Genomic DNA, 25693 nt, shown 5'->3' on the forward strand with positions numbered 1-25693 from the left:
GCTCAGCATCCACGGGTGACGGGCGGCGCTCAGCGCGTAGGGTGCCGTCAGAGGACGACGCGGGTGTGGGAGACGAGCCGTTCGCCGTCGAAGACGTGCAGGGTGAAGGCGGGCGGCCGCTCGAAGTCCAGCGCGTCGTCCTCGGACCACTTCTCGGGAAGCACCAGCTCACTGGGCATCATCAGCGTCGAGACGACACCCGGCGCGACCACCAGCGGCAGCCCCGCGAAGACCGCCGAAGCGGCCGTGTGCGCATGCCCCACCAGCACGGCCCTCACCTGGTCGTGGCGGCGCAGAACCCGCTCCAGCCGCTCCGGGTGGTTCAACCTGATCGCGTCGACCGACGGCAGGCCCAGCGCGATCGGCGGGTGATGCATGCCGACGAACACCGGCCCTTCGGCGCGGGCGAGTTCCGACTCCAGCCAGCCGATCGTCTCGTCGTCCAGATGGCCGTCGTGGCGGCCGGGGATGCTGGAATCGCACAGCAGGATCGTGAGCCCGTCGATACGCAGCGTCTGATTGACCGGCCCGGCCTCATCCCTCCCCACGTGGTCGAGGAGCACCTTGCGGAACTCCGGCCGGGAGTCGTGGTTGCCGGCGCAGACGAGGGCGGGCGCGTCGTACCGCATCGCCTCCCGGGCGATCTCGTACTCCTCCACCAGGCCGTGATCGGCGATGTCCCCGGTGACGACGACGGCGTCGACGGGGCTGCCTCTCTGGAGCACAGGGTTCCCGCGCGGCGAGTCTCGGTCCCGCCTCCCTCACGGCGCGTCGCCGCAGGTCAGATCGCCTTCGCCGGGAGCTGGCCGACCTCGCTCGCCGCGAAATCCCGACCGGGCGGCGAGCGAGGCGATCGTCGGCGCAGTCCCCGGCTCTCTGGCCGTTCCCCGCACGCTGCTGCTCGGCAGGTACGAGACCGAAGGCCGCTTTCAGTACGTCGGCCGCACCACCACCCTCGCCCAGGCTGCAGGTGCTGCGGTCGCCGGCCTGCTCGCTGCGGGGCGGCGCGGTCATCCGTGGACAGGCTGGCCGTTCTCCGCCGGGTGGGGCAGCCGGGAGACGCTGAACGTCACGCTGGTGGAACCCGAACTGGTGGGGGAAGTCGGCGTCGACGTCGCCCGCGACGCCTCCGGCCGGTGGCGCCACCCCGCACGCCGGCACCGCGCCCGCCCCGACCTCTCTCCGACCGACATCGCCCCCCTGTAGCGCGCCGCTTCTCATCAGGCCGTCAGTGAAGGCGGGGGCCGAGGGCGAGCGCCGGCTGCTACTGGGGGGAGGCGTCCGGTGACGTCCCCGCCCAGGTCGTCGGGCAGGGCGATGCGAGCGGTGACGCGTTTACCGACTGGCTCCCGCTGAACCTCGCAACGAGGCAACGGCAGACCTTGCGAGACGGAACAGGCGCCGACCCGGTGCGCTCACCGCCCGTACGCTCGGTCGTAGAGGCTCCGCAGCTTCGGGGTGGCCTCGGCATCGCCGTAGCACACCGGGACCTTGCCGTCCTTGGCGTAGACGAGGTAGGTCTGGCCGACAGCGAACTCCTGGCCGAATGACTCCAGTTGTCCTTCGTGGGTGTTGTCGAGCCGGACGGTGGAGGCGTCTTCACCGCGGTACCAGTGGTCCACTCGGAGAGTGATCTGGTCGCCGTCGATGGAGGTCGCGGTGCCCTCGAAGGCGGTCGTGTACTGGCGCAGGGTGGTCACGTCGAGCTCGGCGCACCCTGTGGCCGGGCCGCCGCCTGTGTCCTGCTGGACGGTCAGGACCAGCGGGGCTGCCGCGGCCGGAGGAGTGTCGCGGGTTGCCGTGACTCCCCAGGTGATGCCGGCTCCCACCGTGAGCACGGCGGCTGCTGCCGCGGCCAGCAGCAGGGGGCGGCGGGGGCGGTCCGATGTGCGGGGGGAGGTGCGGACTGTGGTGTCGGCGGTCATGGTGGCCTCCAGGAGACGGTTGATGTCGGGCTGGGGAGCATCAGAGGTCCGCGCCGGGTCGATGGCCCTCATCCGGGCCAGCAGTTCTTCGTCGTTCACCGGTTGCTCCTTCCTTCACCCATCTCATGTCCGGCCTTGTCGTCATTCTTTCGGTCAAGCAGAGCGGCGAGTTTCTTCTTTGCCCTGTGCAGGCGGATGCTGACGGCGTTGGCGGTCAGTCCGGTCACTTCCGCTATCTCGCGCGGGGTCAGCCCCTCCCATGCCCAGAGCAGCACCACCTCACGGTCCAGGGCGCTCAGTGTGCCGAGTCCGGCGTGCAGTTCGGGGTGGTCGGCTTCCCCGGGCATTGGCGGCGGTGCGGTACGGGTCAGCCGCTCCACCAGCCGGAGCCGGCGCCCGTCCGCCCGGCGGGCGTTGGACAGGCAGCCGCGTGCGACGCCGTAACACCAGGGCAGCACGCTGTCGGGGTCGGTCACGGGGCCCTTCCCGAGCCCGGGCACGTCCTCGAGGCGGCGCCAGAGCACGAGCATCGTCTCCGCGAGGATGTCGTCTACCGCGTCGGCGTCCGCCCGGCGCAGCAGATATCGGTGCAGCGGCTCTGCCACCGCGCGCGCCAGCGCATCGAAGCGGGCTTCTCGGGCCCGGGCACGTTCCTGTTCCAGCATGGATTCCACACCCCCACCTGTCCGGCCGGGGCCTGTTCCTTTCATCGCCACGGGCACGGGCACTGTACTTGCCCGGCCCAAGGGAGGTTTGTCGCGCCGGCCGAGGCGACGGCTGCTTCCCGACTGTCCCGGCCTGCGAGGTCCGGCACGGGTAGGTCGCCGCGACCCTTCGCGCGCGTCCTCCCTGGGTTCGAAGCCGCTGCGGCACAGATCCTCTACAACGGCGCCCAGTGGCGCGGGCCTGGCCAGGGGCTGGGTGAGGATGACCGTCAGCCTCATCGCGGCCGCACTCTCCGGCTTCGGGGGTGACGGGCGGCCGCCAGGGGCTGCACCGCGTCCCCGCCCGGACGAAGCCGAGAAGACCGCCGTCCCGGCGTAGCGGAACCGTACTCACATGCCCGCTCGGCCCGTGGGCGGCGCGAGACCGCCCCGGTAAGGGGCTGTAAACCGATCGGTTTTCATTTTATCCACATCGAGTTAACCTCGCGGTATGACCACCGAAGTGAAGCCAAGTACCAGAGAGCGGTTGCTGGAGGCGGCGGCCACGCTCACCTACCGAGACGGTGTCGGCATCGGCGTCGAGGCGCTGTGCAAGGCGGCGGGGGTGTCGAAGCGTTCCCTGTACCAGCTGTTCGAGAGCAAGGACGAACTACTGGCGGCGAGCCTGGGGGAGCGCGCCTCTGCCTTCGCGGCCGGGCTCCTGCCGGTGGCGGACGACGGCCGTTCACCCCGCGAGCGGATCCTGCACGTCTTCGACCAGCTGGAGGGGCGGGCGGGTGCGCCCGACTTCCAAGGCTGTCGGTACCTGGCTGCTCAGATCGAGCTCAAAGACCAGAGCCACCCAGCAAGCCAGGTGGCCCACCGGGTCAAAGAGAATCTGACCGCCTTCTTCCGTGCCGAGGCCGAACGGGGCGGGGCAAGCCATCCCGACCTGCTGGCCCGGCAGCTCAGCCTGGTCTTCGACGGCGCCAGTGCCCGTGCGGGGATCGGAGCCGACAATCTGACAGGGCTCGTCACGCCCACCGTGACCACCCTGCTCGATGCGGCAGGCATGCACTGACGCATCCCCTTTCGGGCAGGCGCCGTGACCGTGCCCTCCCCAGGCCGATGGCTCCTGCCCCTGATTCCCCGCAATCGAGGGGAGCCCGGTGGCCGTAAGGGTGTTGACGGGCGTGCCGCGCGCCAGGAAGGCCGTCGTCTCGTCGACATCAGCGCCCAACAGCAGGTACGCGGCTTCCTGGGGCCTCATCCAGTCGGCCCGGACCGCTTGGCCGCATCACCCTTGGTCTCGGCGGCCGGCCACGGCGGCGTAGCCCTGCACCTGCAGCTGGAGCGTTCAGGCGCGCCGCAGTGGCCCTTGAGTGCGGAATCGGCGACCGCTGTGCGGATGACACTCTCGCGTCTCTCCTGTGTGCTGACCCTATTGCTGCGGATGGCAACCTCAGCCTTGCGCTCGGAAACCGATCGGTTTACGATGATGGAAACCGGTCGGTTTCTCAGTGAATCCGAGGGCTGGTCCGTGGTCACGCCCCCTTCGGGCTGGCCGTATCCGAATCACCTGTCCGCAGCAGTTCACGCAAAGGGAAGCCAGCGAGATGCCCAGCCCAGAGCCACGTCCCACGATTCACATTCCGGGGACCACCAGCCACACCATCGCCCCGCGCACAGGACGCCACAGCCGTGAGGGAAGCCTGCGGTACCTCAAGGCGGGCACCGGTGCTCCCGTGGTCCTGCTGCACACCGTGCGCACCCAGGCCGAGCACTTCCGCCACCTCATCCCGCTGATCTCGGATCAGTACACCGTGTACGCCCTCGACCTGCCGGGGATGGGCTACTCCGAGATCGTGCCCGGTGCGTCGTACGACGAGCCGGCCATGCGCGCGGGCGTCAAGCGGCTCCTTACCGAACTCGACCTCCACGACGTGACGTTGGTGGGGGAGTCCATGGGGGCGGTGCTCGCCCTGACCACCGCGGCCGATCTCCCGGAGCGGGTACGCCGCGTCGTCGCGGTGAACACGTACGACTTCCCCGGTGGGATCGCCCGGTCCAGTCTTCTCGCCCGTGTGGTGGTCGGCGGTGTCCTCACTCCGGGGGTGGGCCCGGTGGTCGCCGGCGTGGAGCCCAAGCCCGTCGTCCGCAGGATCCTGCAGGGCGGGCTGGTCGACAGGACCGCGCTGCGGGAGGACTACCTCGACGAACTCCTCCAGGTGGGTCGCCGCCCCGGCTACCCGAGCGTCGCCCGGGCCGTGTACCAGAGCCTGCCCAGCCTCATCGCCGCCCGCTCGCGCTACCCCGAGGTCAAGGCACCCGTCCACCTCGTCTACGGGGAGAAGGACTGGTCGCGGCCATCGGACCGGCAAGCCGACAAGGAGCTGCTGCCGGCCGCCGATTTCACGCAGGTGCCGGGAGCAGGCCACTTCATCGCCTTGGAACGGCCCGACCTGCTGGCCGACCTGCTGAACGCGGTGGCGTGACGGCCCCGAGAGCGGCGTAGTCACCCCCGTTCGGGTGTAGTGCGGGACGGGGACCAGGTTCGACCATGTGCCTGACAGCGTCGTGGCATGCAAAGGGGCAGCGCGTGGCAGAGATTCAGATCGAGTTCGATGTTCCGGCCGAGATGCGTGACGGCACCGTGCTGCGCGCCGATGTCTACCGCCCCGGGGCACGGGGCCGTGGCCGGTGCTGCTGAGTCGGCTGCCGTACGGCAAGCAGATGGCCCTGGCGATCGCCGTCCTCGATCCCCTGGCGGCGGCTCGGCGTGGCTTCATGGTGATCCTCCAGGACACCCGCGGCCGGTTCGCCTCCGAGGGGGAGTGGGAGCCGTTGACTTATGAGGAGAGCGACGGGTACGACACCGTGCGGTGGGCCGCCGCCCTGCCCGGTGCGAACGGCTCGGTCGGCATGCTGGGCGCCAGCTACTTCGGCAACATCCAGTGGATGGCGGCGCTGTCGAAGCCGCCAGAGCTGAAGGCGATCGCCCCGATGGTCACGTGGTCCGACCCGGACGACGGACTGTGGACACGCGGCGGCGCGATCGAACTCGGTACGACCGTGACCTGGTCGCTTCTGCACGGCGCCGACACCCTGATGCGCCGTCACCGCACCGACCCCGCCGCGCTCGTGGCCGGCGTCGGCGGGCTCGTGCGGGACGTCGACGGCCTCGCGAGCGGCGGCTACGCGGAGCTGCCCGCCGGACGGTTCCCCGCGTTCGCCCGGCACGACCTGCCCGAGCTGGGCTACGAGCGTTCCCGACGGGAGCCCGACTGGGCGCGTTCCTCCCGTGTCGCGGGCCGGCACGACGAGGTCGACCTGCCCACCTTCCAGGTCGGCGGCTGGTACGACATCTTCACCCAGGGCACGCTCGACAACTTCACCGCCATGCGCCGCGCCGGCCGGCCCGCCACGCTGATCATGGGTCCGTGGAGTCACGCCAACCAGCAGCACGTCATCGGCGACGTCAACTTCGGGTTCGGCGCGAACTCCGCCTTCATGGGCATGCGCGGACCCCTGCACGGCCTCCAGCTCGACTGGTTCCAGCGTACGATCGGCGACGGTGAGGCGCTGGAGCCGGACACGGGCAGGGTGTTGCTGTTCGTCATGGGCATCGACCAGTGGCGCGAGGAGACGGAATGGCCCCTGTCGCGGGCCGTGGACACGGACTTCCACCTGCGCGCCGACGGACGCCTGACGCAGGAGCCGCCCGCTGTCGCCGAGCAGGCCGAGGAGTTCACCTACGACCCCATGGACCCGGTGCCCACCACCGGCGGCGCGTTGCTGATGACCGACGAATTCCGTCCCGGGCCTCTCGACCAGAGGGACGTGGAGGCGCGCGAGGACGTCCTGGTCTTCACCACCGAACCCCTCGCCGAGGACGTCGAGGTGACCGGCCGCGTCAAGGCCGTGCTATTCGCCGCCACGGACGGACCTTCGACCGACTGGGTGGCACGCCTGTGCGACGTAGACGAGAACGGTGTCTCCCGCAATGTGGCCGACGGCATCGTGCGGGTGCGCGCGGCGACCCCGGGCGAGGCGGCCGAACACGTCGTGGACCTGTGGTCGACCAGCATCGTCTTCCGGACGGGGCACCGGATACGGGTCCAGATAACCTCCAGTAACTTCCCGCGCTGGGACCGCAACCTCAACACCGGCGAACCCGAGGAGAACGCGACCACGGCCCGAGTGGCCCGGCAGCAGGTCTTCCACGATCCCGCCCGGCCGTCCCGCATCGTCCTGCCCGTGGTGCCTCCAGCCTGACCGGGAGCGATGGGAGAGCCCGCCGATCCGTTGCTCCGGTGTGCAAGGGCGCGCCGGCCTAGCCATGTCGGCTCGGTCGAAGGGCGGCAGGCATCCTCCGGCGGAGGCGATGACCTCCCACGGACGCCTGCCCCTCGGCAAACGCCGCGGTGAAGGTTCCTCGGTCAGCAGACCGACCAGGTTCCGCTCGACCGGCCTGCGATGACGCGGCCGGATCCGGAGGCGGCGGCCATCCGGTCGAGTACGGCACCGAGGGCCTGGGCCAAGAGGGCACGAGTGACCCGCCTGCTCGATCTGATGCCAGAGTTGGCCACCGAACTACTCCAGCTGCTGGTCAAGGCCCGCTACGCCGCCCCCGATCCACTTCATCGACACCCTGCCCAAGACCCCCAGCGGCAAGACCCAGCGCTACCTGCTGCGCAACCGTCGGCGCACCGAACTCGCCGTCCCGGAGCCACGTTGACCGGCATGGAACCTCTGCTCGTCGAGCAACGCGGCACCGTCCGGTGGCTGCTGCTCAACCGCCCCGAGCGGCGCAACGCCCTCGACATCACCACCAGTTCCTGGAGCTGCACGAGCGGGGCTACAACCCGGTCGACTTCCTGGCCGACGTGTCGGCCCGCTTCAGCCGCATCGCGGCCTGCCCGAAACCATGGGTCGCGGTGGTGCATGGTCACGCTGTCGCTGGGGGCCTCGAACTGGCGCTGGCCTGCGATGTCGTCGTCGCCGTCGACACCACCCTCATCGGCGACGGTCACCTCAACCGGCGGCTGGTACCGGCCGGCGGATCAAGCGTCCGGCTTCCCGGTGCGGTCGGACGCGGACTTCGGAGGCGATGATCCTGTGGCCGATGACCATGGTCATGACCCGCCGTCTCGGCCGTCGCCGCAGACGAACCGGCCCGGCACCGGCTCGTGTGCCCATCCCCGCGCGACGAGCCGCTTGAGTTTGCACCGCACGCCCTCGGTCTTCGCCGGAACCACCTCCACCCCCAACAAGGCGGTGATCCCACGGCAGTTCAGTGGCTGGCCGCCAGCAGCACGGCGTTCGGCCAGCAGGTCCATGACCTGCTGATACTCCGGCTCCAGTTCCTCGGCCGACAGCCCCTCCCAGCCTGCGTTCCGCCCCGGTCGTCCCACACCTCGCCGACCCGCCTGCGGGCGATCAGCCACTCATCCCACTCCGACCGCGCCGCCTCCGGCTCGGCCTGCAACTCCTCCACCCGCTTCCGGGCCGCACATTCCCGCTCTTCCAGCCGCCCCAGCACCGACGCCATCACGCACCTCCAGCCGGGCTGCTGTCCTCGACGTCCGTGTGCGGTGCGGCGCTTGGTGTGTCCCACGCGCGGCTGCCGGCAGCCCTTCCTCGAGTAGATGCCCGGAGTGTTTGAGCGTCACCAGCGACGCACGGCCCGTCTGACCAGGTAAGTCAAGGCTGTGGTGAAGGAGTTGGCCAGCCGGGCGGGATCTCGTTTGCTGGCGATACTCCCGTTGCCCACCGGGCGGACGTCCCGCGTGATCGGCGTCGAGAACTTCGCTCTGCGCCGGCGGCACCGCTATGCCACCGTGGTGATCGACGCCGAGACCTATGAGCGGATCGACGTGCTGCCCGACCGCACCGCCGACAGGCTGGAAGCTTGGCTGCGCGAGCTTCCGGGCGTCGAGGTCGTGTGCCGTGACGGCTCCGTCACGTCCCCGGAGAGCGCGAAGAAACGCTCGACGCGGGCGCGGTTGCTGGGGAAGGCGTCCTCCAGGGCGTCCACGGCGTCGGCCCAGTCGGCGGGCAGGGTCACATCGTGCCGGCCAGGTACCACGGCGCGATACAGGTCGTGCTCCTGGACGAACTACAGCGAGTCAGCGACGCCCACCTTCTCGAACAGCCCGCGCAGCGTGTACGGCTGGACTTCCAGGCCGACTCCGGACAGCTGGTGCAGCGCCGTCTCGAACTCGAAGCGGCCTCGTCGAAAGGAGGTGGCGCAGCCGCCGGGGACGTTGTGGCGCTCCGCCAAAAGGGTGCGCAGTCCGTCGAAGTCCGTCGTCGTGGTTACTGTTCGGCGGCCTCTCGGGTGATCTGCTCGAACTGGGCGCCCATGGCCTCGCCGAGCGCCTGGGCGGCGGAGAGCGGGCGCACCATCACCGTGAACTCGTCGATCTTCCCGTCGTCGTCGAAGTGCAGGAAGTCGCATCCCTGGAGCTGCTTGCCGGCGACAGTGGCGGTGAAGACGAAGGCGTGATCGCGGCCGTCGGAATTGGCGATCTCACGGATGTAGGTGAAGTCCTCGAAGACCCGGAGCACGCCGCGCAGGATCGCCGCGGTGATCGCCTTGCCCGGGTACGGCTTGAAGGTGACGGGGCTGGTGAAGACGACGTCGTCGGCCAGCAGAGCGGCCACGGCGTCCAGGTCGCCGCTCTCGACGGCCTTGCGAAAGGGATGCATGAGCCCACCTAATGATCAACAATTTGAATAGGTGTGATGACAATAGAGGGCAGGACGCACCTTAGTCTACGAGGGGAGAGCTCACTATCAGTCACTTCTTTGACTAATCACAACACTGCTAGCGTGTTCCCATGGCTTTGCGGAACGCGGTGATGGCCGCGCTGTTGGAGGGCGAGGCATCCGGGTACGACCTCGCGAAGGCGTTCGACGCGACGGTCGCCAACTTCTGGATGTCGACGCCTCAGCAGCTCTACCGGGAGCTGGATCGCATGGAGGCCGAAGGACTCGTCACGGCCCGCGTCGTCGAGCAGAAGCGCCGCCCCAACAAGCGACTGTTCTCCTTGACGGAGGCCGGGCGGAAGGCCGTCCACGCCTACACCGCCGAGCCCTTGGTCAAACCGGCGGTGATCCGGGACGAGTTGCTTGTCAAGGTGCAGTGCCTGGACGCGGGCGACATGGAAGCGGTCCGGACCGCCATCACCGAGCGCATGGAGTGGGCCACCGCCAAGCTGGCCCGCTACGAGCGGCTCCGGCAGCGCCTGCTCGACGGGCGCTCCGAGGAGGCGTACTTCGCCGAGGCCGAGCGCATCGGCCCGTATCTCACCCTGCTGCGCGGGATGTCGTTCGAGCGGGAGAACCTCCAGTGGGGGGACATGGCGCTGCGCAGGCTCGAACAGCGCACAGCGGCACTGCGGGCCGACGGCTGACCGCGACGATCCCACCTGCACGATCGGTCAAGAATGAGGGGGTGGGGCGGTCGTGCCCGACTCCACCCCTCACCGGTCGTCGGACTATGCCCGGGCGAGGAGCGGCTGCGGTTCCTCGTCGGCGGGAATGCGATGGAGTCCCTTGCGGTCGTAGAACCGGGTCACGCCGAAGCCGAAGAGGCCGGCGACCGCGAGTCCCACGCCCAGCATCACCCAGCCCCGGGTCAGACCCGCGTCGGCCTGGGCGTCGTAGTAGAGGATCGAGCGGACGGCGCCCGTGATCTGGCGCAGGGGCTCGAACTCGCCGAGGACGCGGTAGAAGCCGGGGAGGGCCTGGAGAGGGACCGTGGCGCCGGACGTCGGTACCGCCATGGCGATGTAGAAGATCGTGATGAACAGCATCCCCGGCGTGCCGAACACAGCGAGCAGTCCGAGCCCGCCGATGCCGACAACCGCGATCGTGCACACGGAGAAGAGCCACAGCAGGGGCAGGTGAGAGGCGTCCATGCCCATGATGCCCACCGCACCGGCCAGGGCCAGGCTGCCCATGAGCAGGGACAGACCGATCATGAGCGTGCTACTGATGGCCAGGGTCTGGACGCGAGTCGCGCGCAGCAGCGGGTTGTGGACCCGCAGCGGGCCCATGTCGCTGTGGGTGTAGCCGAGGGCGTGGTCCACCTGGCCGCTGATGACGTTGGCGGCGAGCATGCCGCAGACGACGAGGACGAGGGAGAAGTAGAAGGCACTCAGACCGAGGCCGCTGTGCGAGTCGAGCGGATGCCCGTCCTCGATCTGCACCACGGCCGGGTCGGCCAGCAGCAGGCGCGCGGCAGTGGGCAGCTGGGCCCGCGCGGCCTCGGCCTGAGCGGTCAGCTCTTCACCCACCTGCGCGGAGGCCGACTGCGCGGCCGTCGTCGTGGCCTGCCGCGCCATGCTCGACCCCACGCTGCCGGCGGACTGGTTGGTCAGCACGGTGAGTGTCGGGCGGACGGGGCTGCCGGCCACCCCGGGGCCGGTGAGGGCGGCGACAGTGGCGGTGAAGTCGCGGGGCACGACGAGCGCGCCGAACAGCTTGCCCTTGCCCAGTTCCTCCTTCATCTCCTCCTCGTCCATCAGCTTCCAGTCGATCCTGTCTCCGCCCTGGGGCGACTTCTTGATCGACTGGGTGATCTGTGCACCGAGGTCGGTCTGCTTGCCACCGACCTTCGACCCCTCATCGGCGCTGACAAGGCCGACGGGCAGCTTGTGCAGGTGACCGGCAGGGTCGATGTTGGCGCCGACGTAGAACACCGTGAACAGCAGTGCCACGAAGCCCACGATGACGCCGTTGACGGTCCACAGACGCTTCGCGCGCAGGACGCGGAAGGGGTGGGCGTTACTCATTTCCAGCTCCGGTACGAGGAAGAGGGAAGTGCGGCAGGAGGAGCCGCCGGCGTCGTCGCGGGCAGAGCCTCATCCGGCTGAGGAGGTGTCCCCGGTGGACGCGGCCACCGGAAGCAGGGCCGGCCGCTTGGCCTGGCGGCCGTCGCCGGAGGAGCGGCCACGCAGGCGGCGGCCGATCCAGGGGCCGAGGAAGGTGCCGGCCCAGCGCAGTTCGGCACCGACAGCCCTCCAGGCAGAGCGGTCTGTCCCTGTGACCGGAAGGGGACGGGTCCATGCGTCGTCGCTGCCCGGCAGACCGAGCGCCTGGGCCACGGCAGCCGCGATGCGCGTGTGTCCCAGCGGGCCGGCGTGCAGCCGGTCAGCACTCCACAACCGCGGATCGGTCGCCGCCGCGTGCGCGGCCGTCTCCGCCACCACCACGCCGTGGCGGTCGGCGGCCTCCCGGATGCGCGCGTTGAGTGCGAGAACACGGTGACCGATCGGGCGGGCCAGCGGCGTGATACGCCCGACGTCGGGAAACATCAGGGTCGCGACGGTGGCGCCCTGCGCGGTGAGGGCGGCGAACATCGCCTCTACGTGGCCGGCCACCTCGTCGAGGTCGCAGCCCGGGCGCAACACGTCGTTGACCCCAGCCACCACGGTGGCGAGGTCGGGCCGCATCGCGAGAGCCGGAGCCAGCTGCTCGGCGCGTACCTGACCGGCCTTACGGCCGCGCACCGCGAGGTTGGCGTAGAGCAGGCCGGGGCTGTGGCGGGCGACCTGCTCGGCGAGCCGGTCCGCCCAGCCTCGAAGACCACGGACGTCGTCGCCGTCCCCGAGCCCCTCGGTGTGACTGTCGCCCAGGGCGACATAGCGCAGATACCCACTGCTCGACACGGGGCCGACCGCCTCTCGTCAACGCTGCTGATGGAAGTGGCACACGGCCATCGCTAAACAACTAGGCACCTAGTCGCATTGTTGAATATGACGATAGCTGCGGGCTCACCTTCCTGCAAAGTGACGCCGCTCAGGCGGGAGCTGAGGTCGTCGAGGGCGGTCCACCGCCACGGTCTGCGCCGGCCCCTGAGCGCCCGGGTCTTCAACGGCATGCGCAACGAGGACGCGGTCGGCTTCACCACCGCCCGCCGTTTCGCGCCGAACCGCCCGTACCGGGTCACCTTCAACGGTGGCGTCCACGGCCCGGGCGACAACGCCTACTGCCAGGCCGCCATGTCCCCGGCTCACCTCCGGCTCTTAAGAGCCGGGGACGGAGTTCACCCGGCCGATCCGGCCGGGCGGGCCCCGTCGGGGGGGCAGCCGAGGGAAATAGCGACCGACATGGTCCTTGTGTTCGCCTGCAGCGCCTCCGGCCCGGATTCGCGTCCGTAGCCGGACTGCTTGACGCCCCCGAAGGGCACGGCGGGATCGAGCATGGCCCAGTCGTTGACCCAGACGATGCCGGCGTCCAGTCGCGCGGCGACGCGGTGGGCGCGCGCCAGGTCGGACGTCTGCAGACCGGCGGCGAGTCCGTACGGCGTGCCGTTCGCCAGCGCGATCGCCTCTTCCTCGGTGTCGAGGGGCTGAACCGTCAGCACCGGGCCGAAGATCTCCTCCTGGACGGTGCGGGCGTCGTTGTCCAAGCCGGCGATGACGGTGGGCTTGTAGTAGTAACCGCCGTTGAGTTCCATGCGCTCACCGCCGACGACGATGCGGCCGCCGTCCTCGATGGCCGCTTTCACGAAGCGCTCGACGTTTGCCACGTGCCGCTCGCCGGCCATCGGCCCGACGACGGTGGCCGGGGCGAAGGGGTCGCCGACGGGGACGCCGGAACCGCGTCGGCGAGGATGCCCAGTGTGGTGTCCGCCCGGTCGACGCGGTGTCCAGTTCAGCCGGCGCGGTGGCGGAGTCCGTCGAGGAGCAGATCGAGCATGCGGCCCGCGCGGTCGCGCAGCCCCTTGTCGGTGGTGATCAGCAGGATGCCGCCGAGGCTGAAGCCGACGTCGAGAGGGTCGACGTCGGAGCGCAGGACGCCCGCCTCGGCCCCGGCCTTCAGCAGCGTGCTGATGGCCGTGCTGATCCGGTCCAGGCTCTCGGCGAACGGGTCCGAGTCACCGGAGGCGATGACGGCCTTCAACGCGTCCGCCATGCCCTGCTTGGTGGCCAGATAGTCGATGAACCGGTCCATCCACATCCGCATCGCCTGGTCGGGCGGGTACTGAGCCAGCAGTTCCTCGGCGCTGTCGCAGACCCGCGCGACCTCGTTGCGGTATGCGGCCTCAAGCAGGGCCTCCCGGGTGGGGAAGTGCCGGTACAGCGTGCCGATGCCCACACCGGCCTCTTTGGCGATGGCCTCGAGGGACGCGTCCGTGCCCCGCTCGGAGAAGGCGCGTACGGCCACGTCGAGCAGGCGCTGCCGATTGCGGCGCGCGTCGGCACGCAGTCCGCGTGTGTTGCCGGTCACAGCATTCCTTCCTCCTGGACAATCGGAGGCGCCTCCGTTTAAAGTTCAAGCAAAGCGGAGGAGCCTCCGATTTTTTGATCGTAGCAAACCGGGAGCACGTGCCGACATGACCACGAGCACACGCATCACCACCCCCTTCCACGCCGGATCCACGGCCGCCGATGTCATCGCGGGCACGGATCTCACCGGCCGCCGCGCCGTCGTCACCGGAGCAGCCTCCGGCATCGGCGTGGAGACCGCCCGGGCGCTCGCCGGGGCCGGCGCGCAGGTCGTCCTCGCCGTGCGGGACACGGCCGCCGGCCGCCGCACCGCGGAGGACATCAAGAGCACCACCGGCTCCGAGGGTGTGACGGTCGCCTCCCTGGATCTGACCGATCCGGCGTCCGTCGAGGCGTTCGTGACCGCATGGCACGGGCCGCTGCACATCCTCGTCAACAACGCGGGCGTGATGGCGACTCCGGAGACCCGGACGACACAGGGCTGGGAGCTGCAGTTCGCCACCAACCACCTGGGGCACTTCGCCCTCGCCACCGGGCTGCACGGCGCTCTCGCGGCGGCCGGCGGTGCGCGCGTGGTGTCGGTGAGCTCCAGCGGACACCTCTTCTCACCCGTCGTCTTCGACGACCTCCACTTCACCGAGCGGCCCTACGACCCGTGGCTCGCCTACGGGCAGTCCAAGACGGCCAACGTGCTGTTCGCGGTCGAGGCCGGCCGACGCTGGTCCGACGACGGGATCGCGGTCAACGCGCTGATGCCCGGCGGGATCCGGACCAACCTGTCGCGTCATGTCGGGGACACCGAGATGGCGCAGTTCGGGGCCCACCTCCAGGCCCTGATCGGCGAGGGAACGCAGCCGCCCGAGCTGTCCCTCAAGACGGTGGAGCAGGGGGCCGCGACCTCGGTGCTGCTGGCCGCGTCACCCGTGGTCGACGGCGTCACCGGCCGGTACTTCGAGGACTGCGACGAGGCCGAACCGCACCGGCCCGGCACCAACACCGGGGTCGCCGCGCACGCCGTGGACCCGGAGGCGGCCGCACTCCTGTGGCAGGTCTCCGAGTTGCTCCTGGCCTGACCTCCCATTCCATCAACTCCCTTTCCCCACTGGAAGGTTCTCGTGTCCAAGACCTGGTTCGTCACCGGCTCGTCCCGCGGCTTCGGCCGCTCGTTCGTCGAAGCCGCGCTGGATCGCGGAGACAAGGTCGCCGCGACCGCACGGAACACGGAGTCCCTGACGGACCTCGCGATCGCCTACGGCGAGCAGTTGCTCGCACTGCCCCTTGACGTCACCGACAAGACCGCCGCGTTCGACGCGGTCCACAAGGCCCACGCGCACTTCGGCCGACTGGATGTCGTCGTCAACAACGCCGGCTACGGCCACTTCGGCATGGTCGAGGAGCTGACCGAGGCGGAGGCGCGCGACCAGATGGAAACGAACTTCTTCGGCGTGCTCTGGGTCACCCAGGCCGCGCTGCCGCTGCTGCGCACCCAGGGCGGCGGCCACATCGTCCAGGTCTCCTCCGTCGGCGGCGTGCTCTCCTTCCCGAGCCTCGGCGTCTATGCCGCCTCCAAGTGGGCGGTGGAGGGGCTGTCCGAGGCCCTGGCCGCTGAGGTCGCCGGGCAGAACATCAAGGTCACCCTGGTCGAGCCCGGCCCCTATCCCACCGACTGGCCTGGTGCCTCCGCGGTCAACTCCGAGCCCGACCCGCTCTACGACGGAGTCCGCCAGGCCCTGGCCGAGGGCCTGGACCTGTCCGACATGGGCGATCCGAAGGCCGTCGGTCCCGCCCTGCTGACGATCGTGGATACCGAGAACCCGCCGCTGCGGGTGTTCTTCGGCAGGCCGCCGATCCAGCTGGCCAACGACCACTACGCGCGCAAGCTGGCCACCTGGGCCGAGTGGGAGCACGTCTCCCTCGCAGCCCACGGCTGACCCCATGGCATTCATGGCCCAGGGCACTTTCCAGCCAAGTACTTGAACTTTCAAGATCTACTACTCGACCATCTGCCTCTCGGAGGAACCAATGGCACGCACCACACTCAGACACTGGAAGCGCCGGCTGATCGTCGGCGTTGCCGCCGCCGCCCTCGTGGGCGTCGGAGGCCCGTACGTCTACATCAACTACATCCAGGACGACCCACCAGCCGCGCTGTCACTCGACAGTCCACCGGCCACGCCGGAGAGCACCTCCGGCTCCGGCTCCGGCCGGCAGGCGGGGGAGGGCGTCGAGGGTGGGTGGCGGGTGGGCAGCGGCTCGCAGGCCGGCTACCGCGTCGACGAGGTGCTCTTCGGCCAGAACGTCACGGCCGTTGGCCGTACCGAAGAGGTCACCGGAGAGCTGGAGATCGAGGGCACCCGGGCTGTCGGCGGGAGCTTCACCGTCGACCTGGCCTCGGTGGAGAGCGACTCCGACCAACGCGACAGCCAGTTCCGCGGCCGGATCATGAACACCGAGCGGTACCCGAACGCCGTCTTCAAGCTCACCGACCCCGTGGACTTCGGCTCGGTGCCGGACGTGAACGAACAGGTCACCGGCGAGGCCACGGGGGATCTGACCATCCATGGCGAGACCAATTCCGTCACGTTCGACCTCACCGCCCAGCGCACCGCCGACGGCTTCCGCGTGAACGGCTCGATCCCCGTCACCTTCGCCGACTACGGCATCGACGCACCGAACTTCGGCGGGATCACCGTCGAGGACGAGGGGACCGTCGAGTTCCTCCTCGCCTTCAGCCCCGCGTGATTCCGCCGCCCGCAGCCACCACGTAACGCATCGCTCATCACACCCGTATTGGAGAACACCGTCATGAGCAAGACCCACTTGTCCAGGAGGACCGTCGCCGCTCTGCTGGCCACGGCGACCATCGGATCCATGGCCGGATTCGTGCCCGCCGCCACGGCGTCCGCTCCCGACTCCTCCCTGACCGTCGCGGACTCCCGGCAGGCGAACCCCCACGCCGAGGAGCGCAACAAGCGCGTCGCCGTCCACGTGCTCAGGCAGCTCTTCGAGGAAGGCAACCTCAGCGTCGCCGACCAGTACATCCGTGCGGACTACATCCAGCACAACCCGATGGCCCCCGACGGCCGGGAGGCCATCAAGAACTTCATCCGCGACTGGACCGCGCAGTTCCCGGACCACGTGTACAACGTCAAGCGGGTCCTCGCCCAGGGCGACCTGGTCATGGTCCACTCCAACCCGGTCTACGAGCCGGGCACCCGCGGTTCGTCCGTGGTCGACATCTTCCGCTTCGACAAGAAGGGCATGATCGCCGAGCACTGGGACGTGGTCCAGGACGTACCGGCGACCACCGTCAACGGCAACGACATGTTCGGCACGGTCAGCCGGCCGCGCACCAATCAGCCCGGCCCTCGCTGGATGACCCCCTTGAGCCAGAAGGTGGCCACCGCCTACTTCGACACACTCCTCGTCGACAAGAACCCCGACGCGGTCAGGTACCTGACGCCGGAGTACTACCAGCACAACCCCACCATCCCCAACGGCTCGGCCGGCCTGCGCGAGCAGTTCACCAACTTCTTCCAGCAGTTCCCGAACCTGATCGTGGAACGCAAGCGCGTCATCACCGAAGGCGACCTCGTGGCGATCCACGCCCACTACCGCCTCAACCCCGAGGACCGCGGCCAGGCCGTCGTGGACATCTTCCGCGTCGGCAAGCACGGCAAGATCCTCGAGCACTGGGACTCCGTCCAGGACGTGCCGTCGACCCCGCCCCTCAACGACAACACCATGTTCTGAGCCCGTTCCGCCACGAGGGCTTGCCATAAGGCGCTGTTTCTGTTGGTGGCCGGACCTTCAGCCGTTAGTCATTTGAGCCGAACAGGGGTGGTCCAAGCTGAGCGGCGAAACAGATCGCATTTTCCCTCGCCCATCCTCCACTTGGGGCAATGGTGGGCGCGGATGCCTTCGTATGTGGACCCGCCTCCAGCAGCATGAACAGGTGAAGCAGACGGGTGGTGGGTACGAACCAGCTGAAACGTTCGACGAGATCCAGGCCAGCGTCGGGAAGCGCCTGGACGACGTAGCCAAAATCCTCGCCGGTGCCCTGGTCACGGTGGCCGGAATCATGACCGCGCTCGGGCTGACGAGCGATCTCGTCTTCGTGGCACTCAACAACGAGTCCTGGCCCATCTATGTGGCCTCACTCTGCGCCATCCTGGCGATCGTCTGCAGCATCGTGGCACTGCTCATCCACCCGACCAAGAGGGGCAACCTGTGGGAGACCGTCGTACTGGTGGTCGGAGTGATTCTCTACATGGTCGCCCTGAGCGTGGCGGTCGTCGGCGCGGCCAAGGCAGCCGGCGGGAACGGCCGACCGACGATTAGCAACGTCGAACTCGATGGACCGAGGTCGAGCCTCAGGCTTAAATTCGACGTACGGGCAGACGGCGTTGATTCATGGGCGAGTGTCGGCGTCTATGTCGTCGCCGTGGATGCTGACGGGGAATCTCTCAATACCCGAGACCAAGAGCCCTACTCCAGCAGCCTGAGGCCCGACGACAAGGGCAGGATCGAACAGCACGTAAGCATCCCGATCTCCGCAGCACGAGACGCCTGGGGCCTCGAAATCAACGCGATCAACGCCAGCGGTACCGACGAATGTGAGGCCCCGGCGGTGCATGGATCCGCGTGTACGACAATCCAGCTTCCTTGATCACGTTCTTCCTAGACGTCGGCCAATCGGCGGTATCCGATGAGGGCCGCAGCTATGGCGACGAAGGCGAGGAAGTGTTCGGCCTTGCGTTCGTAGCGGCGGTGCAGGCGCCAGCATCCGGCTAACCAGGATACTGTCCGTTCGACGACCCAGCGGTGGCGGCCCAGACGCTGCGAAGACTCGATGCCCCTGCGGGCGATGCGGTGCCGGATCCCTCGTTTGCGGAGCCATCGCCGCAGGTGGTCGTAGTCGTAGCCTTTGTCCGCGTGGAGCTTGGCCGGGCGTCGGCGTCGCGGCCCGCAGCGGGAGCGAACGGGCGGGCCGCTCCCACGTGTCCGGGCTCAGCGACTGCTGGGGCTGGAGCTGCTGGTCGTAAGACGTCGCCACGAAGAAGGCCCAGGTCAGTGACCTGGGCCTTCTTGCTGCATGTGGTGATCACTTGTGAGGCAAGCTCCAGGTGAACAAGGCGGTCGTCGAACGGCCCGCGCGGGGATGTGCTGTGTGCGCTCGGGGTGTTCAAGGTGGCGACCACCGACCGGATGCAGCGGCGGGCTTCGCCGCACCTGACCTTGCGGCACACTCTGAGATCGCATCTGCGGGGCAGGGCGCGGCGGTTCCTCGACGGAACATCCGCAGGCGAGGCATAGGGTCAGCCGGTGCGCAAGACGTCCAGCGCCATCAGGGCCACGTGCAACGCGGTGCGCTGTTCGCCGGATTCGAGGTCGCAGTCGAGCAGGCGCTCGATGGTGCGCAGGCGTTGGTAGAACGTCTCGCGCGACAGACCGCCGCGGCGGGCGGCGCTGGTTTTGTTGCCGGCGACGTCGAGGTAGTGGCGGAGGGTCGTCAGCAGGTCGGTGCCGTGTCGGGCGTCGTGATCGAGGAGGCGGCCGAGTCCTCGTTCGGCGTATTCCTGGATCCGGGTGTCCTCGCGGAGCGCGTACAGCAGGCGGCGCAGGTCGACATCGCGGAGTTCGTGGAAGGAGCGGCCCGGGGGGAGAGGCTGGTCGGGCGGGGTGGCCTCGGCCACGCGGCTCGCCTGATGAAAGGAACGGGGGGTGTCAGTGAGGAGGTCGACCTCCGAGCCGACGCTCACGACGGTCCGCGGGGACAGGTCGCGCGCCACGTGGCTCAGCCGTTCGACCGCGGGTTGCCAGGGGTGTGAGGGGCTCAGAGCGAGCAGTACTCCCAGGCGGCCGGGGGTCAGTTCGCCGATGAGCGCCGGGATTCCCGTGGCGTGCAGGACTTGGGAGAGGCGGGCCTCGGCTTGCGTTGTGGTGTCCTTTGCGGGGAGGTCCACCACGACCGTGAGGAAGCGGCTGTTCTCGGTGGGCAGGCCCAGTGCGGCCAGCCGGGCGCAGGCGTCCGCTGCGGAGCGGTGGCGCTGCTCGACGAGGTCGCGCAGAGCGTTGCGGTGCGCGGTGCTTTGCGCGGCGCGAGGACCGGCAGCAGGAGCCCGAACGGAACGCCCAGCAACAGGTTGCCGCCGATCTGCTTCACGGCGTCCCGCAACGCGGGCTGGTCCAGGTAAACCTGGAGCGAGCGCCCCGGGTGCAGGTTGGTGTGGGCCAACGCCACCGAGGCAGGGGAGGGCTGCAGGGTCAACCGGGCCAGCACGACGGCGAGTACCACCATGAACGCGAAGGCGAACAGCATCGCCAGCACCCGGACGGGAAAGGGCAGGGGGGGCCGCCCATGCCGGGCAGGCCGCGATCCGCGCTTGGACTTACCGGATACCTTGGGCTTGTTGGTGCCCAGGCGTAGAGCGGCGTGCGGACTTGCGACTGTACGGGCCATGCTGTCCTCCAGTCGTCAACTTTCCTGCACAGCAAGGCAGTTCACACGTGATCGGTTCGAGATTGCCGCCGCCTGCTCGGGACGGGGCCGGGATCGTCAGCCCACCGCTGGTGCAGCGGGATGAGCGGCTTCCTGGATATCGCGTAGGGGCAGTGCAAGAGCCTCGGCGAGTTCCGCCAGCTCCTTCTCGGTGGGCCGCACGGGACCGCGGGCGCCGTCCTCGGCGAAGACGCGGATCCGCGGCGTACGAATGCCTGTACGGTCGGCGAGCGCTTGCGCGTTGAGGCGCCTGCGTCGCATGGTCTGTTGCAGCAGCTGTGAAAGTTCGTCCATTCCGTTCGCCTGCCCTGGGCCAGCTGGTTCAGCCATCGCCATACGGGTGGCTCTGAGGATCGGCCAGCTGGTCGGTGATCCGCGCGGGCGGACTGTCCGGATCAGCATGGGCGGCGGCTCGGCAAGTCGGGTGGCAGCAGGGCAAGGATGGGCGCGCGCTCTCCTGTACTGGGCTGAGAGCGCCTGGCCGCCCTCCACCTGCGAGCCGCGGCACCGCCGGCCCCCCCCGTCAGCCCCGGACGACACGGGGTAGATCCCTGGTCCGCTGCCACGGCTCACCGCAGCTCCCGAATGCCATGGACTAGGCCAGGCAGAGGAGGTGGGGGCTCACGGCCGAGGCGTGGCCCCCACCTCTGCCCCGTAGCCGACCGCTCGGTAGCCGAGCGCCGCTTTCGACGTGGCCGTGGGAGCAGATGAGCCCGGCGGCCTATCCTCGGCCGGCGAGTTTGGTTCGGAGACGGGCGAGGGTGCGGCTCAGGATGCGGGAAACGTGCATCTGCGAGATCCCGAGTTCCTTGCCGATGGCACTCTGCGTCATGTCGGCGGCGTACCGGAGGGCGAGGATCTTGCGCTCGCGGGCCGGCAGAGCGGCGATGAGGGGCTTGAGTGCGTGCAGGTCCTCGACCTTCGCCAGGTCCGGGTCCGTGTAGCCGACGTGGTCGGCGAGGGTGTCCTCGGAGCTCTCGGCGTCGCTCGGAAAGTCGAGAGACGCTGTTGTGTAGCCGTTGGCGGCGACCAGTCCTTCGACGACATCGTCTTCGTCCAGGTTCAGGTGCCGGGCGAGTTCGGGCACGGTGGGTGCGCGGCCGTGGGTCTGCTCGAGGTGCGTCACAGCCTTGGTGAGGTCCAAGCGCAGTTCCTGCAGGCGGCGCGGGACGTGCACGGCCCAGCTAGTGTCACGGAAGTGCCGCTTGATCTCGCCGATGATGGTGGGCATGGCGAAGGTGGGGAACTCGACGCCGCGGTGCAGGTCGAACCGGTTGATCGCTTTGATCAGCCCGATGGTGCCAACCTGAATTACATCGTCGTACGACTCGCCGCGCACCCCCATGCGGCCGGCGGCAAAGCGCACCAGGGCGAGATTGAGCTCCACCAGGGAGTTGCGCACGTAGGAGTACTCCGGTGTGCCCTCTTCCAGCGAGTCGAGCCGCGCGAACAGCGTCTTGGACAGCGCTCGCGCGTCAGCTGCGTCGACGTGGGCCGGGTCGGGCAGGGGCGGCAGGTCCTCCAGGCCCGGCACGACCGCATGCGCGGCGCCCGGGCCGGTGGTATGTCGCTCCGCATACGAAATCGTGCGGACTGGATTGCTGGTGGTCACAGTCGCCATCGTCGCTCCCGAAACGAGAAAGGGCGCCCCGTGGGCGGAGCGCGTCGTGGCTTGGCTGATACCCGCTAATGATCGTGATATTCCTGTGACTTGACTCTCCGTGATGAATTCTCAGGTAACACCGACCCTGCGCTACTGCATCCGGGAGCCCCAGCCGGCAGTACCTGCTGGGATGTGTGCCGATTGGGCAGATGGCGGAAAGGGTGTCCATCCGCAAACTCGGGGTAACAGAACCTGTGCCCCTGGCGGACGGGCCGGCGCGTTGCCAGTTCTGGACTGGGGCCGACGGCGGCCCACGACTGCGGCGTGGTTTCACGGCAGCCACAGCTCGGGGCTTCCCGCCGGTGCACGACCGTACGCCCATGGGCCGGTGCGGCGTTTGACCTGTGGACACGAGGGTGGCACAGGACTGCTGCGGGTTTATTCCGGCCGCAGCCGATGAACGGAGGCGAACGGTGACGACCGCCGAGCGTGAGCCAGCACAGGACCCGCCAAGGGCGGTGTATCAAGTCGCAGCCGCCGTGGCCACAGCGGCACCGCGTGATATGCCCGCCCGGTTGTGCGAGACATTCCAACAGGCGCTGGGCGCCGACGGCGTAACCGTGTCACTCCTGCCGCACACGGAGCGGTGGCAGTTGCTCCACGCCACGACCCCGTTCGCGTTGCACGGCGAGGAGGGCCAGTTCACCCTGGGCGACGGGCCCACGGTCACCGCTTCCGCCGACGGGCGCACCGTCCTGGTCCCCGACGTGCAGGGAGACGTCTGGCAGCTGACGGCGCCACTGGCCGAGCGGCTGCCCGGCGTGCGCACCGTACTGGCATTGCCTCTGGGCAGGCGCAACCTCCAATTGGGTGTGATCACCCTCTACTTCGCCCGCCCGCACGCACTCGCGCACGAACAGGTCGAGTACGCCCAGCACGCTGCCCAGCTCGCGGTCGCGCCGTTCCTCCGCGCCCAGGAAGCCGTCCTGGCAGAAGACGATGGCAGCGGGCCGACGCCCGTCGAGCCGTGGACCACCGTCTACCAGGCGGTCGGCATGCTCGCCGCTCGCCTGGGCTGCCCCGTCCACGATGCACTGGACCTGTTGCGCGCACGCAGCGTCACCCAGTCACAGTCGTTGCCAGAGGTGGCCGCGGACCTGCTCAACGGCCGCGAAGGGCCCGGACGATGATGTGGATCCCGACGGCAGAGTGCCTGCCTGGCTTCAGATGGCCAGGACCGCACGCACTCTCTTGCCGCCGCCGCTGACCGGAGCGATATCGAAGCGCTGTGCCAGACAGCGCACCATGGCCAGGCCCCGCCCGCCCTCGCTCTCGGCCATCACCGAACGCATGCGGGGCTGTCCCGGATTGTCGTCGTAGACCTCGACGGTCACCTGTTGGTCGGACACCTGCAGGCGCAGGCGGCAGGCGCTGTGGCCATGCCGGGTGGCGTTCGTGACCAGCTCGGACACGATGAGCGTTGCGTCGTCGATGTGGCCGGCATCGACCCGCGTCATCCGGTGGCGGGAACGAGCGAGAAAGTCCGAGGTCAACTTCCGTGCCCTTCCCGCCGATGCGGCCTCGTCCGGCAGCAGGTACTCCACTCGTACGGAACGCCGATGGGTACGCCGATGCGTACGCATGGCGGATCACTTCCCCTCCTGGGTCACCCGGCATCTCCGCGGTCTGGCCGCTCGCCGGAGCCGCGGCATCTCTTGCGCGGCCAATCCCCCGACTCCTGATGCCCCGTACTGGTGATCGCCAACCGCGGCAGGCCGGCGGGCCGACACGACGGCAACCGCACGCCGCCGCCCTAGGGCTGGCCTGAGCTGGTGATATGACGCAAACGGGGTAGCAAGAGCATTGCTCGCCGACGGATCGGGTAACGGGAGGCGAACCCCACTGCAGGGAGGAGGCGCATCTCATGACACCGCCCCAGGACGTCGTCGAGGTGATCCTCAACGACCACCGGATGATGGAAGACCTGCTCCGACTGACCCGGATTATCGAGGCCGACCGCCAGGCCGCGCTGAACGACTTCGCACACCTGATGATCGCGCACGGCGAGGCCGAGGAAACTTCGGTGCGTCCCGTGCTCATGCCCTTCGAGGACACTGACACTGTCGAACGCATCGAGGCAGCACGCCGGGAGGCCCTCAAGGTCCTCCTCGCCGTCCTGGAGGTACGCGAGATCGGCTCCGCCCAATGGGACTGGCGGCTGAAGCAGCTGGCCTTGGTCACCGCCCGCCACATCGACGAGGAAGAACGCACCCTCGTCAACCGGGCATGCGAAAGCCTGAGCCGGCAGAGTCGGGCGGAACTCGGAACCGACTTCGCCAGGACACGCGCCGACCTGCTTGGGGCGCGCTGCGGCAGCGTCGTCAATGTTCATCGCATGGTTCACGGCGACGCGCCCGCGTGAGGTTCGGGTTCACAACGCGCCCCCCAGCGACAGAACGAGTACCGCCGCCTAGAGAACAGACACACGACAGGGGCCGCCATGGACACGAACCTGGACACCTTCCTCGCTCAGGTCGCGGAACGCGCAGGCTACGACGGGCCGCCACAGGCGGCCAGGGCCGTCCAGAACGTGCTGGAGGTCCTCGGCGCTCACCTGGTAGGGGACGACCGCACCGATCTGGCCCGACTGCTGCCCAAGCAGTGCAGACCGCTGCTGACCGCGACCGAGCCGGCCAATGAGCCACTGACACCCGAGTCATTCGTCGAAGCCGTAACCGACCGCGGCGGCGATGACCTCGCTGAGGCCAAACGCTCCGTCGACGCCGTGCTCTCCACGCTCACCAAAGTGGCCGATGACGCGCTACTGCGGCGCATCCTCACCCAACTGCCCCCGGGACACGCGGGCCTGTTCGGGTGCACGGACCCGGGCTGAAGGCGCTGGCATCTGCGTGGCTGGAGCCCTGCCACCCCGTCACGCTAGACATCCTCGTCGGCCTGTGTCCCTTGCCCCGGTGAAGGCAAAGGCGACGGCTGTGGCGGGTCGTCAGGTCCCCCATCACTGTGCGGCTGCGGAGGCCAGGCGGGGCGATGGGCTGCGGGTAGGTCCTTCAGTGCCTGGCCAACGGTTGGCCGGACGGGCAATAGCTCAGTGCTGCCCGTTTGCGTCAGCAGCTCCGTCAGGTGACGCCCAGCTCCGGACAGAAGGATCTTGCCGTTCCTGCGTTCCAGCAGCCAGCGGATGGCGAGCAGGCAGTTGAGCCCCCGCGAATCACAGAAGACGAGGGCCGTCACGTCCAGCACCAGGTAGCGATGCCCGGCGTCGACGCTGGCGCCTAGCGTGCGCAGAAAGAACTCCTCGCAGGTCTGGTCGAGTTCGCCACTGACCCGCAGGACCGCGCTGTCGTCGCTGCTGGCAAGCTCGGTGACGGTCAGGCGGTGGGTCTGCGTGGACATCGCACCTCCATCCGGCCAGCGTTCTGAGGACCGTCACGATCGGCCCTCTGCCGTCCACAGGGCGTCGTTCGCCCGGCGCAGTTCCCGCACCTCGCGCAGCAGTTGGGCGAGCTCTTCCTTCTCCTCGGAGGTGAGCAGGTCGTCTCGCTCACCGACGTCAGCCTCGGCCTGCCGGATCCAGTTGTCCGGGCCTCATGATGCACTCCGAGATCCTCGGCGGCGCGGTACATGCGCACCGCGCGCTCACCAAACTCCAGCGGGTACTTCCTCGGGACAGGCATCGTCTGGGCTCCTCACATGAGACCCACCTGACCTGCTGTCACCTCTCCCACATAGCCGGGGGGGACCTCAGGGCATCATCTGAC

At 69.0% G+C, this 25693-nt stretch carries 29 protein-coding genes and 4 pseudogenes; 15 read left to right on the top strand and 18 right to left on the bottom strand.

Annotated features, from left to right (window positions below; all coding sequences use genetic code 11):
- Positions 1-47: 47 nt before the first annotated feature.
- A complete protein-coding gene (locus EHO50_RS28675; RefSeq protein WP_128434117.1) occupies positions 48-725 on the bottom strand; it encodes a metallophosphoesterase in 678 nt (225 codons plus the stop codon).
- A gap of 352 nt (positions 726-1077) precedes the next feature.
- On the opposite strand from EHO50_RS28675, the gene EHO50_RS45305 reads away from it, so the two are divergent.
- Entirely contained in the window at positions 1078-1206 is a 129-nt protein-coding gene (locus tag EHO50_RS45305) for an ATP-dependent DNA ligase (RefSeq protein ID WP_128434118.1), read from the top strand.
- A gap of 209 nt (positions 1207-1415) precedes the next feature.
- Here EHO50_RS45305 and EHO50_RS28685 read toward each other — a convergent pair whose 3' ends face one another.
- Positions 1416-2024 carry a hypothetical protein gene (locus EHO50_RS28685; protein ID WP_128434119.1) on the bottom strand — a complete coding sequence of 203 codons (609 nt, stop codon included), beginning with the start codon at positions 2022-2024 and terminating at the stop codon, positions 1416-1418.
- On the bottom strand, positions 2021-2590 hold the full coding sequence (locus EHO50_RS28690) for a sigma-70 family RNA polymerase sigma factor (protein WP_167517979.1): 570 nt from the start codon (positions 2588-2590) through the stop codon (positions 2021-2023). The genes EHO50_RS28685 and EHO50_RS28690 overlap by 4 nt, the downstream gene beginning before the upstream one ends.
- Positions 2591-3080: 490 nt before the next feature.
- Between EHO50_RS28690 and EHO50_RS28695 the strand changes: the two genes are divergently transcribed.
- The 4 genes from EHO50_RS28695 (at position 3081) to EHO50_RS28710 (ending at position 7683) form a co-directional block, all read left to right on the top strand.
- Positions 3081-3650, top strand: coding sequence for a TetR/AcrR family transcriptional regulator (locus EHO50_RS28695; protein WP_128434121.1), 570 nt, complete (start codon positions 3081-3083; stop codon positions 3648-3650).
- 535 nt (positions 3651-4185) lie between these two features.
- A complete protein-coding gene (locus EHO50_RS28700) occupies positions 4186-5064 on the top strand; it encodes an alpha/beta fold hydrolase (RefSeq protein WP_128434122.1) in 879 nt (292 codons plus the stop codon).
- 205 nt (positions 5065-5269) lie between these two features.
- Positions 5270-6844 carry a CocE/NonD family hydrolase gene (locus EHO50_RS28705; RefSeq protein WP_246101524.1) on the top strand — a complete coding sequence of 525 codons (1575 nt, stop codon included), beginning with the start codon at positions 5270-5272 and terminating at the stop codon, positions 6842-6844.
- 506 nt (positions 6845-7350) lie between these two features.
- Positions 7351-7683 (top strand): enoyl-CoA hydratase/isomerase family protein, encoded by a 333-nt coding sequence (locus EHO50_RS28710; RefSeq protein ID WP_220096473.1) that lies wholly within the window; start codon positions 7351-7353, stop codon positions 7681-7683.
- Positions 7684-7862: 179 nt separating this feature from the next.
- Here EHO50_RS28710 and EHO50_RS45310 read toward each other — a convergent pair whose 3' ends face one another.
- Positions 7863-8120 carry a hypothetical protein gene (locus EHO50_RS45310; RefSeq protein ID WP_246101526.1) on the bottom strand — a complete coding sequence of 86 codons (258 nt, stop codon included), beginning with the start codon at positions 8118-8120 and terminating at the stop codon, positions 7863-7865.
- A 43-nt stretch (positions 8121-8163) separates the two neighbouring features.
- On the opposite strand from EHO50_RS45310, the pseudogene EHO50_RS28720 reads away from it, so the two are divergent.
- Positions 8164-8556 (top strand): annotated as a pseudogene (locus EHO50_RS28720) (transposase); the annotation flags it as partial.
- Positions 8557-8687: 131 nt separating this feature from the next.
- Here the strand turns inward: EHO50_RS28720 and EHO50_RS44695 are convergent.
- The gene (locus EHO50_RS44695) at positions 8688-8852 is read right to left on the bottom strand and encodes a hypothetical protein (protein WP_220096479.1); all 165 of its coding nucleotides are present in this window, start codon (positions 8850-8852) and stop codon (positions 8688-8690) included.
- A 35-nt stretch (positions 8853-8887) separates the two neighbouring features.
- Positions 8888-9280, bottom strand: a complete 393-nt coding sequence (locus EHO50_RS28730) for a nuclear transport factor 2 family protein (RefSeq protein WP_128434123.1) — start codon at positions 9278-9280, stop codon at positions 8888-8890.
- Positions 9281-9411: 131 nt separating this feature from the next.
- On the opposite strand from EHO50_RS28730, the gene EHO50_RS28735 reads away from it, so the two are divergent.
- The gene (locus EHO50_RS28735; protein ID WP_128434124.1) at positions 9412-9987 is read left to right on the top strand and encodes a PadR family transcriptional regulator; all 576 of its coding nucleotides are present in this window, start codon (positions 9412-9414) and stop codon (positions 9985-9987) included.
- Positions 9988-10071: 84 nt separating this feature from the next.
- Here the strand turns inward: EHO50_RS28735 and EHO50_RS28740 are convergent, their stop codons facing one another.
- The 4 genes and pseudogenes from EHO50_RS28740 to EHO50_RS28755 all read right to left on the bottom strand — a co-directional run bounded on the left by EHO50_RS28740 (position 10072) and on the right by EHO50_RS28755 (position 13810).
- On the bottom strand, positions 10072-11370 hold the full coding sequence (locus EHO50_RS28740) for a DUF3533 domain-containing protein (protein ID WP_128434125.1): 1299 nt from the start codon (positions 11368-11370) through the stop codon (positions 10072-10074).
- A 69-nt stretch (positions 11371-11439) separates the two neighbouring features.
- Complete coding sequence (locus tag EHO50_RS28745) at positions 11440-12246, bottom strand: SGNH/GDSL hydrolase family protein (RefSeq protein ID WP_128434126.1); 807 nt, start codon at positions 12244-12246, stop codon at positions 11440-11442.
- Positions 12247-12623: 377 nt separating this feature from the next.
- Positions 12624-13207 (bottom strand): annotated as a pseudogene (locus EHO50_RS28750) (aldehyde dehydrogenase family protein); the annotation flags it as partial.
- Between the two features lie 27 nt (positions 13208-13234).
- Entirely contained in the window at positions 13235-13810 is a 576-nt protein-coding gene (locus EHO50_RS28755; protein ID WP_128434127.1) for a TetR/AcrR family transcriptional regulator, read from the bottom strand.
- Positions 13811-13916: 106 nt separating this feature from the next.
- Here EHO50_RS28755 and EHO50_RS28760 point away from each other — a divergent pair, with 106 nt between their 5' ends.
- The 5 genes from EHO50_RS28760 to EHO50_RS28780 all read left to right on the top strand — a co-directional run bounded on the left by EHO50_RS28760 (position 13917) and on the right by EHO50_RS28780 (position 18478).
- A complete protein-coding gene (locus EHO50_RS28760) occupies positions 13917-14882 on the top strand; it encodes an SDR family NAD(P)-dependent oxidoreductase (RefSeq protein ID WP_128434128.1) in 966 nt (321 codons plus the stop codon).
- 42 nt (positions 14883-14924) lie between these two features.
- On the top strand, positions 14925-15740 hold the full coding sequence (locus tag EHO50_RS28765) for an SDR family oxidoreductase (protein ID WP_128434129.1): 816 nt from the start codon (positions 14925-14927) through the stop codon (positions 15738-15740).
- A 91-nt stretch (positions 15741-15831) separates the two neighbouring features.
- On the top strand, positions 15832-16551 hold the full coding sequence (locus EHO50_RS28770; protein WP_128434130.1) for a YceI family protein: 720 nt from the start codon (positions 15832-15834) through the stop codon (positions 16549-16551).
- A 63-nt stretch (positions 16552-16614) separates the two neighbouring features.
- Positions 16615-17562 carry a nuclear transport factor 2 family protein gene (locus EHO50_RS28775; RefSeq protein WP_128434131.1) on the top strand — a complete coding sequence of 316 codons (948 nt, stop codon included), beginning with the start codon at positions 16615-16617 and terminating at the stop codon, positions 17560-17562.
- A 202-nt stretch (positions 17563-17764) separates the two neighbouring features.
- Positions 17765-18478, top strand: coding sequence for a hypothetical protein (locus EHO50_RS28780; RefSeq protein WP_128434132.1), 714 nt, complete (start codon positions 17765-17767; stop codon positions 18476-18478).
- An 11-nt stretch (positions 18479-18489) separates the two neighbouring features.
- Here EHO50_RS28780 and EHO50_RS28785 read toward each other — a convergent pair.
- From EHO50_RS28785 to EHO50_RS28805, 6 genes and pseudogenes are all read right to left on the bottom strand, one after another.
- Positions 18490-18798: pseudogene (locus tag EHO50_RS28785) on the bottom strand (transposase); the annotation flags it as partial.
- Between the two features lie 329 nt (positions 18799-19127).
- The gene (locus tag EHO50_RS45315; protein ID WP_342787003.1) at positions 19128-19571 is read right to left on the bottom strand and encodes a PucR family transcriptional regulator; all 444 of its coding nucleotides are present in this window, start codon (positions 19569-19571) and stop codon (positions 19128-19130) included.
- Positions 19557-19787 (bottom strand): annotated as a pseudogene (locus EHO50_RS45320) (PucR family transcriptional regulator); the annotation flags it as partial. The gene EHO50_RS45315 and the pseudogene EHO50_RS45320, both read right to left, overlap by 15 nt.
- Positions 19679-20272 (bottom strand): VanZ family protein, encoded by a 594-nt coding sequence (locus EHO50_RS45325; protein WP_425472278.1) that lies wholly within the window; start codon positions 20270-20272, stop codon positions 19679-19681. The pseudogene EHO50_RS45320 and the gene EHO50_RS45325, both read right to left, overlap by 109 nt.
- Positions 20273-20368: 96 nt before the next feature.
- Entirely contained in the window at positions 20369-20605 is a 237-nt protein-coding gene (locus EHO50_RS28800) for an XRE family transcriptional regulator (RefSeq protein ID WP_128434134.1), read from the bottom strand.
- 427 nt (positions 20606-21032) lie between these two features.
- Positions 21033-21932, bottom strand: a complete 900-nt coding sequence (locus EHO50_RS28805; protein ID WP_128434135.1) for an RNA polymerase sigma factor SigF — start codon at positions 21930-21932, stop codon at positions 21033-21035.
- A gap of 557 nt (positions 21933-22489) precedes the next feature.
- On the opposite strand from EHO50_RS28805, the gene EHO50_RS28810 reads away from it, so the two are divergent.
- The gene (locus EHO50_RS28810) at positions 22490-23104 is read left to right on the top strand and encodes a GAF and ANTAR domain-containing protein (protein WP_164904972.1); all 615 of its coding nucleotides are present in this window, start codon (positions 22490-22492) and stop codon (positions 23102-23104) included.
- A gap of 33 nt (positions 23105-23137) precedes the next feature.
- Here the strand turns inward: EHO50_RS28810 and EHO50_RS28815 are convergent, their stop codons facing one another.
- Complete coding sequence (locus tag EHO50_RS28815; RefSeq protein ID WP_128434137.1) at positions 23138-23518, bottom strand: ATP-binding protein; 381 nt, start codon at positions 23516-23518, stop codon at positions 23138-23140.
- A gap of 347 nt (positions 23519-23865) precedes the next feature.
- On the opposite strand from EHO50_RS28815, the gene EHO50_RS28820 reads away from it, so the two are divergent.
- Both EHO50_RS28820 and EHO50_RS28825 read left to right on the top strand, forming a co-directional pair.
- Complete coding sequence (locus EHO50_RS28820; protein ID WP_246101527.1) at positions 23866-24336, top strand: hemerythrin domain-containing protein; 471 nt, start codon at positions 23866-23868, stop codon at positions 24334-24336.
- Between the two features lie 78 nt (positions 24337-24414).
- Positions 24415-24807 (top strand): DUF2267 domain-containing protein, encoded by a 393-nt coding sequence (locus EHO50_RS28825; protein WP_128434139.1) that lies wholly within the window; start codon positions 24415-24417, stop codon positions 24805-24807.
- A 44-nt stretch (positions 24808-24851) separates the two neighbouring features.
- Here the strand turns inward: EHO50_RS28825 and EHO50_RS28830 are convergent, their stop codons facing one another.
- On the bottom strand, positions 24852-25328 hold the full coding sequence (locus EHO50_RS28830; protein ID WP_128434140.1) for an STAS domain-containing protein: 477 nt from the start codon (positions 25326-25328) through the stop codon (positions 24852-24854).
- Positions 25329-25693: the final 365 nt, after the last annotated feature.

Source organism: Streptomyces cyaneus (assembly GCF_004028635.1).
GTDB lineage: Bacteria > Actinomycetota > Actinomycetes > Streptomycetales > Streptomycetaceae > Streptomyces > Streptomyces cyaneus.